This window comes from Endozoicomonas sp. ONNA2, from assembly GCF_024606365.1.
Lineage (GTDB): Bacteria > Pseudomonadota > Gammaproteobacteria > Pseudomonadales > Endozoicomonadaceae > Endozoicomonas.
On sequence record NZ_JAHHPO010001002.1, the window covers coordinates 1 to 6,061 of the forward strand.

4 protein-coding genes are annotated in these 6,061 nt (G+C 52.1%); 2 read left to right on the forward strand and 2 right to left on the reverse strand.

Annotation, left to right across the window (positions count from 1 at the left end; translation table 11 throughout):
* Positions 1-669: F-box protein (locus KDK14_RS17695; protein ID WP_257266515.1), on the reverse strand; the 669-nt coding region annotated here is incomplete at its 3' end.
* Between the two features lie 187 nt (positions 670-856).
* Between KDK14_RS17695 and KDK14_RS17700 the strand changes: the two genes are divergently transcribed.
* On the forward strand, positions 857-1,876 hold the full coding sequence (locus KDK14_RS17700; protein WP_257266519.1) for a PstS family phosphate ABC transporter substrate-binding protein: 1,020 nt from the start codon (positions 857-859) through the stop codon (positions 1,874-1,876).
* 55 nt (positions 1,877-1,931) lie between these two features.
* Here the strand turns inward: KDK14_RS17700 and KDK14_RS17705 are convergent, their stop codons facing one another.
* Complete coding sequence (locus tag KDK14_RS17705; protein ID WP_257266516.1) at positions 1,932-3,251, reverse strand: Na+/H+ antiporter family protein; 1,320 nt, start codon at positions 3,249-3,251, stop codon at positions 1,932-1,934.
* Positions 3,252-3,672: 421 nt separating this feature from the next.
* On the opposite strand from KDK14_RS17705, the gene KDK14_RS17710 reads away from it, so the two are divergent.
* Entirely contained in the window at positions 3,673-5,979 is a 2,307-nt protein-coding gene (locus tag KDK14_RS17710; protein WP_257266517.1) for an ABC transporter permease subunit, read from the forward strand.
* Positions 5,980-6,061: the final 82 nt, after the last annotated feature.

The following is a 6,061-nucleotide window of genomic DNA, read 5'->3' on the forward strand; positions in this document are numbered from 1 at the left end:
GGTATCGTTACTGAACTTGACTGTGCGGGCATAATGGGTCTTGCACTGAATATCGGATTCTATCACGGGTTCAAAGGCACAACAGTCAGCCATGAGCTGATGCACCTCATAAAACAGGATCTTGTGATAATCTGCTCCCGTTTCCGCAGACTGGGTCAGTTTGGCAAGATTGATCAATGGTGTTTCATCCCGGGTATACTGGCCAAGCCAGGTTTTCAGGTCATTCTCACTGATGGTTTTGGCGATCTGCGTGAAATGCTGCTGTTGCCATGGCTCGAATTGTTGAAACCATGCCCCGGCACGCAGGCGGTGCTGGTACAAGGCGCCATCCCTTAAATACACACAGGTTTTAGCCACTGACTTGATATCTCTGTAAGACAAATAACCAAAAATGTGCTGGATCATTTCCCCTGGCAGCTGCTGCAATAGACACCCTTCCTGAGCCGGAACACTGGCGATACCCTTGCTGGCGGGGTTTTTTTGCGAATGACTGCGCTTGGCAACAGGTGCAGGAATTGAAGCGGGAAAGCCGTGAGCAGTGCCCATGTGTCTGTCATCCATCGTTGTACATTCTCCGTGATGACGTGTGAGTGATTCACAGGCGCTGTCTTTACACCCTGAATCTGCAGCAAAAAAAGTTATTTCAAGTGCAGCCAGGGAGTATGGCATAACCATTTAATTTCGGGCGTGTTATCCAGATAATTATTCTGCCTTCATAGAATTGTCACATTCGAACACTATATTGATTTCCAGAAGTCAAGCAAGGCGGCTATTGCCTCAGATAATCCCGGATAGCCCTGAATGATCAGAAGGTGCTGTTAATCAAACAGGGCGGGCAAAACCTGGAGAGCAAATGATGAAAATAACAACACGCGTAACTGCACTTAAGCAAACCCTGGCAGTCTTTGCCAGCACTGTACTGGCGCTGGCCAGTGGCATTGCCATGGCCAATCAGTTGGATCCATCCCTGCCGAAGTACAGTAAGTCCAGTGGTGTATCCGGTAACCTTTCCTCCGTGGGTTCAGACACGCTGGCTAATTTGATGACGCTCTGGGCAGAAGATTTCAAGCGCATTTATCCCAATGTGAATGTCCAGATTCAGGCGGCGGGTTCTTCCACTGCACCGCCGGCACTGACAGAAAGTACCTCAAACTTTGGCCCCATGAGCCGGAAAATGAAGGACAAGGAGCTGGAAGCATTTGAGAAGAAACATGGTTACAAGCCAACGGCCATTCCTGTGGCTATTGATGCGCTGGCGGTCTTTGTCAACAAGGATAACCCCATCAAAGGCCTGACCATGGCCGAGGTGGATGCCATTTTTTCATCAACCCGCAAGTGTGGCGCCGAAAGTGAAGTGCAGACCTGGGGTGATATTGGCCTGAGTGGCTCCTGGCAGAACCGCTCTGTGCAGCTTTATGGACGTAACTCGGTATCCGGCACTTATGGCCACTTCAAGAAGAAGGCGCTGTGTAAGGGTGATTTCAAAAACAGTGTGAATGAGCAGCCAGGCTCCGCCTCGGTGGTTCAGTCGGTTTCTGCATCGCTCAATGGTATCGGCTATTCCGGTATTGGTTACCAGACTTCCAGTGTACGCACCGTTGCCCTGGCTAAAAAAGAAGGTCAGGCCTTTGTTCAGGCAACGCCGCTGAATGCGGTGGATGGCCGCTATCCGCTGTCACGTTTCCTGTACGTGTATGTGAATAAACAGCCCAACAAGCCTTTATCTCCACTTGAGCGCGAATTTGTCAAGCTGGTGCTCTCTGAGCAGGGGCAGGCAGTGGTTGTGAAGGACGGCTATATCCCATTGCCTGGCAAAGTGGTTGATAAATACCTGGTCAGGCTCGGACTTGATCATACGACGGTTGCCAGTAAGTGACTGAGTTGGTATGAGGCCACTGTCTCCAGTGGCCTTATTCTTTGGTAATACTTGATTACAGAATCATCGCCGCGAGCCAGGCAAACAGGATCATGGGAATGTTGTAGTGCATGAATGTTGGAATAACAGTGTCACGAATATGATCGTGCTGGCCATCCACACCAAGACCGGCTGTTGGGCCAATGGTGGAGTCTGAGGCTGGAGAGCCTGCATCACCCAGAGCGCCGGATGCTCCAACAATCGCTGCGGTTGCCAGGGGCGAAAAACCAAGAGCCAGTGCCAGTGGGACATAGAGTGTGGCAATGATGGGAATGGTTGAGAATGAAGAACCAATGCCCATGGTGATCAGCAACCCAACAGCCAGCATCAGAAACGCTGCCAGTGCCTTGCTCCCGAAAACCAGCTCCTCAACCCTGGCCACCAGGGTTGGAATATCCCCGGTTGCCCTGAGTACTTCGGCAAAGCCCGAGGCAGAGATCATGATAAATCCACACAACGCCATCATTCTTACCCCCTGGGCGAAGACGTCATCCGCTTCCCGCCAGTTTACGATGCCACCGAGGATCATGATCACAAAGCCTGTCGCTGCACCCATGGCCATGGAATCGGTGAATAGCTGAACGACGAGCGCCGCCGCGATGGAGACCAGGGTCATCAAGACGGCCTTTGGCTCCATGGAGTGCTGCTTTTCCCTGGTTGTTTCCGGGGTATTCTTGTCAATGTGGTAGTGGCGGGGCTTTCGGTAAGTCCAGAACACAGCAACAAGCAGACCCATAAACATACCCAGTACTGGCAAGGCCATGGCCGATGGCATCAGGTCAGGGTCAATGTTCAAGCCATTATCGTTGAGGTTGCCCGCCAGGATCTGGGTCAGGTAGATATTACCGAAGCCAACGGGAACCAGCATATAGGTGGCGATCAGACCAAACGACAGGGTGCTGGCCACCGCCCTGCGGTCCAGCTGTATGGAACTGAAAACGCCCAGCAACGGTGGAATCAGAATAGGAATAAAGGCGATATGTACCGGTACCAAATTCTGAGAGGTAAACGCCATCAGCAGAATGCTTCCCAGGATCAAGATTCTGAGGCTCGCTGTTTTGTGGGTGTGAGCGACTCTCTGAATGATTTGATCAGCCAGCCACTGGGGAATCCCGGATGCGGATATGGCCATGGCAAAGGCGCCGAGCATACCGTAGCTAATGGCGATGCTGGCACCTCCCCCCAGTCCTTCGGTAAAAGCGCCAATTGTTGCATCAAACCCCAGTCCACCGGCAAGGCCACCACCAATGGCACCTAAAAAAAGTGCAAGTACAACATTTACCCGCAAGATACTTAAGGTCAGCATGATGGCAACAGCCAAAATGACAGCGTTCATAGTCATCCAGTTTTGTGTTCTTTTGAGTTATAAACGGGTTGCGATACTTCAATCCAACGTACAATCCACCGTACAATCCACAGCGTAATCTATAGAAGATCGGCCTAAAACTGGTTAAGAGCAGCCATATCCAGCGATTAATTTTGCCTTGAAATCTTTCTCAGGTTGAAAATTAATATATTACAAATTGTGAGCTTATAAAGCTCAGGTGATAAAAGTAGATGCATTTGGATATGGCCGAAACATCAGTGAGACGCTTTGAAAAATATACTCCACCTGATGAAACGTTCAAAGAATAGGCAGGTTTTGCGCTAGTGAATACTAACTATTATCTTCTTTGTCCGGGGTAAAATGGCGCTTTGTCACATTACTGTCATATTGATTCTGTATGTTTCGGGCATGATTTCACCCGACTTGCGCCATGTATCAAAATTCGATGGATAACAGCCCGGGTATTGATTTCAATACACCGGCACTAAAAAAATATCGTTCCCTGCGCTTCTTGAAAGATCGTCTTGCCCGTTGGGGGATTGCTTCCGGTGGTCTTGGCGTTATTGTGGCGATTCTCCTGATTTTCTTTTACCTCATTTATGAGGTCCTGCCACTGTTTAACGGCGCTGGGATTACCCCGGTTGCTTCATACCCGTCGACCCTGACCGTCGTTGATGAGAAAGTTAATCAGAAAAAAGCACCGATATTTCTCGCCGTTGAGGAGCAGGCTGAAGTGGCAATGGACGCAGGGGCTTCTGGTAATCTGCGTTTTTTCTCTGCCCAAACCGGTGCATGGCTACAGAGTGAGTCTCTGCCCATACCGGCGGGCAGTGAGGTGGTCAAGGTGGTCAGGGATGCTGCCGGTTCCAATCTGATGGCTGCAGGCCTCACAACCGGTGAGATTATATTGTTCGATCAGGACTATAGGATTACCTGGCCAGATGACCACCGGAAGATCACCCCGCAAGTCAGCTATCCCTATGACCGGCAGCCCTTCGCCATAACCGGCCTGTCGGCCCCGGTTGCCCAGCTGGCGATCAGTGACGGTGAGGAAAAGCTCCTGATAGCCGCCAGCAGCAGTAACCAGCTGGTGATGGATGTTATTCACAAGGAAACGGATTTTTTAACCGAGTCCGTTACTTTTGCGCAGCACTCCGTCACACTGCCGGTGATCAGTGGACTTTCCGGTGACCTTGCCATCCGCCAGTTACTGATCGACCCCGAACAAGCCTGGCTTTATGTCCTCAGCGGCAATAATCAACTGACGGTGATCAATATCAGCGATATTGACCGCCCCTATATCCATGAAACACTCAACCTGACCGACCAGGGAGTAGACGTCACCGCCTTGACGTTCCTGTTGGGCGGGGTGTCCCTGCTGGTGGGCGACTCGGCAGGCAATATCACCCAGTGGTTTATGGTTCGCGAAGATGGCCGCCTGAGTTTGAAGAATATTCGGACTTTCAACCTTGGCAGTGATCCCATCGACCAGATTGTTCCCGAGCATCGTCGCAAGGGCTTTCTGGCGTCGGATGCGCATGGTCAGGTGGGTCTGTATTACACCACAGCCAACCGATCTTTGCTGGTGGCGCCATTGGCGGCGGGCCGAATTGATCAAATGGCGGTAGCGCCCAGGGGAAATTATCTGATCCTGGCAAGCCAGGGTGAGACCCGATTCCTGAAGATCGACAATGAGCATCCGGAAATATCCTGGTCATCCCTGTGGGGTAAAGTCTGGTATGAGTCTTATGGCCAGTCGGATTATATCTGGCAGTCCTCTGCATCCAATAACGACTTCGAGCCCAAACTGAGCCTGATGCCGCTGTCCTTCGGGACACTCAAGGCGGCGTTTTACGCCATGTTGCTGGCGGCACCGCTGGCGATTTGTGCGGCCATCTACACCGCCTACTTTATGGCTCCGGGCATGCGCAGAAAGGTAAAGCCGGTGATCGAGCTGATGGAGGCCCTGCCGACGGTGATTCTGGGTTTTCTGGCGGGACTCTGGCTGGCCCCGCTGATTGAGAATCAGCTGGTGGGTATTTTCGCCCTGTTGCTCTTGGTGCCAGCGGGCATCCTGATCTTTGCCTTTGCCTGGGATAGCTTGCCGTCAGACATACGTCACCGGATACCTGACGGTATGCAGGCCGGATTGCTGGTGCCAGTGGTGTTACTCAGTGGAGCCCTGGCCATGTGGCTCAGTCCCGGCCTTGAACTCTGGCTGTTTGCTGGTGATATGCGCACCTGGCTGACTTTCGAACTGGGTATTCCCTACGACCAGCGTAATGCTCTGGTGGTAGGTCTGGCCATGGGGTTTGCCGTTATTCCAACCATCTTTTCCATTGCCGAGGATGCGATATTCAGTGTACCCCGGCACCTGACCTATGGCTCCCTGGCCCTGGGAGCGACACCCTGGCAGACCCTGACCCGGGTGGTCCTCTTGACTGCCAGTCCGGGGATTTTCTCTGCGCTGATGATTGGTATGGGCAGGGCAGTGGGTGAAACCATGATTGTGCTGATGGCCACCGGTAATACGCCCATTATGGATGCCAATATCTTTGAGGGAATGCGCACGCTGGCGGCCACTATTGCGGTTGAGATGCCGGAAGCGGAAGTGGGCAGCAGCCATTACCGCATTCTCTTTCTGGCGGCCCTGGTGCTGTTTCTGTTTACCTTTGTGGTGAACACGGCAGCGGAGATGGTACGTCATCGACTGCGCAAGAAATACAGCTCGCTATAGGAGGCTGACCGAGAATAGCGCCCGACTGGGCGTCCCCGTAGCGAGGATGGTAGAAAATTGAGGATAAAAAGTCGGAAATTTT

Coding starts and splice junctions, on each gene's coding strand:
- KDK14_RS17700 (WP_257266519.1), top strand. CDS start 857: ATGAAAATAACAACACGCGTAACTGCACTTAAGCAAACCCTGGCAGTC.
- KDK14_RS17705 (WP_257266516.1), bottom strand. CDS start 3,251: ATGAACGCTGTCATTTTGGCTGTTGCCATCATGCTGACCTTAAGTATC.
- KDK14_RS17710 (WP_257266517.1), top strand. CDS start 3,673: ATGTATCAAAATTCGATGGATAACAGCCCGGGTATTGATTTCAATACA.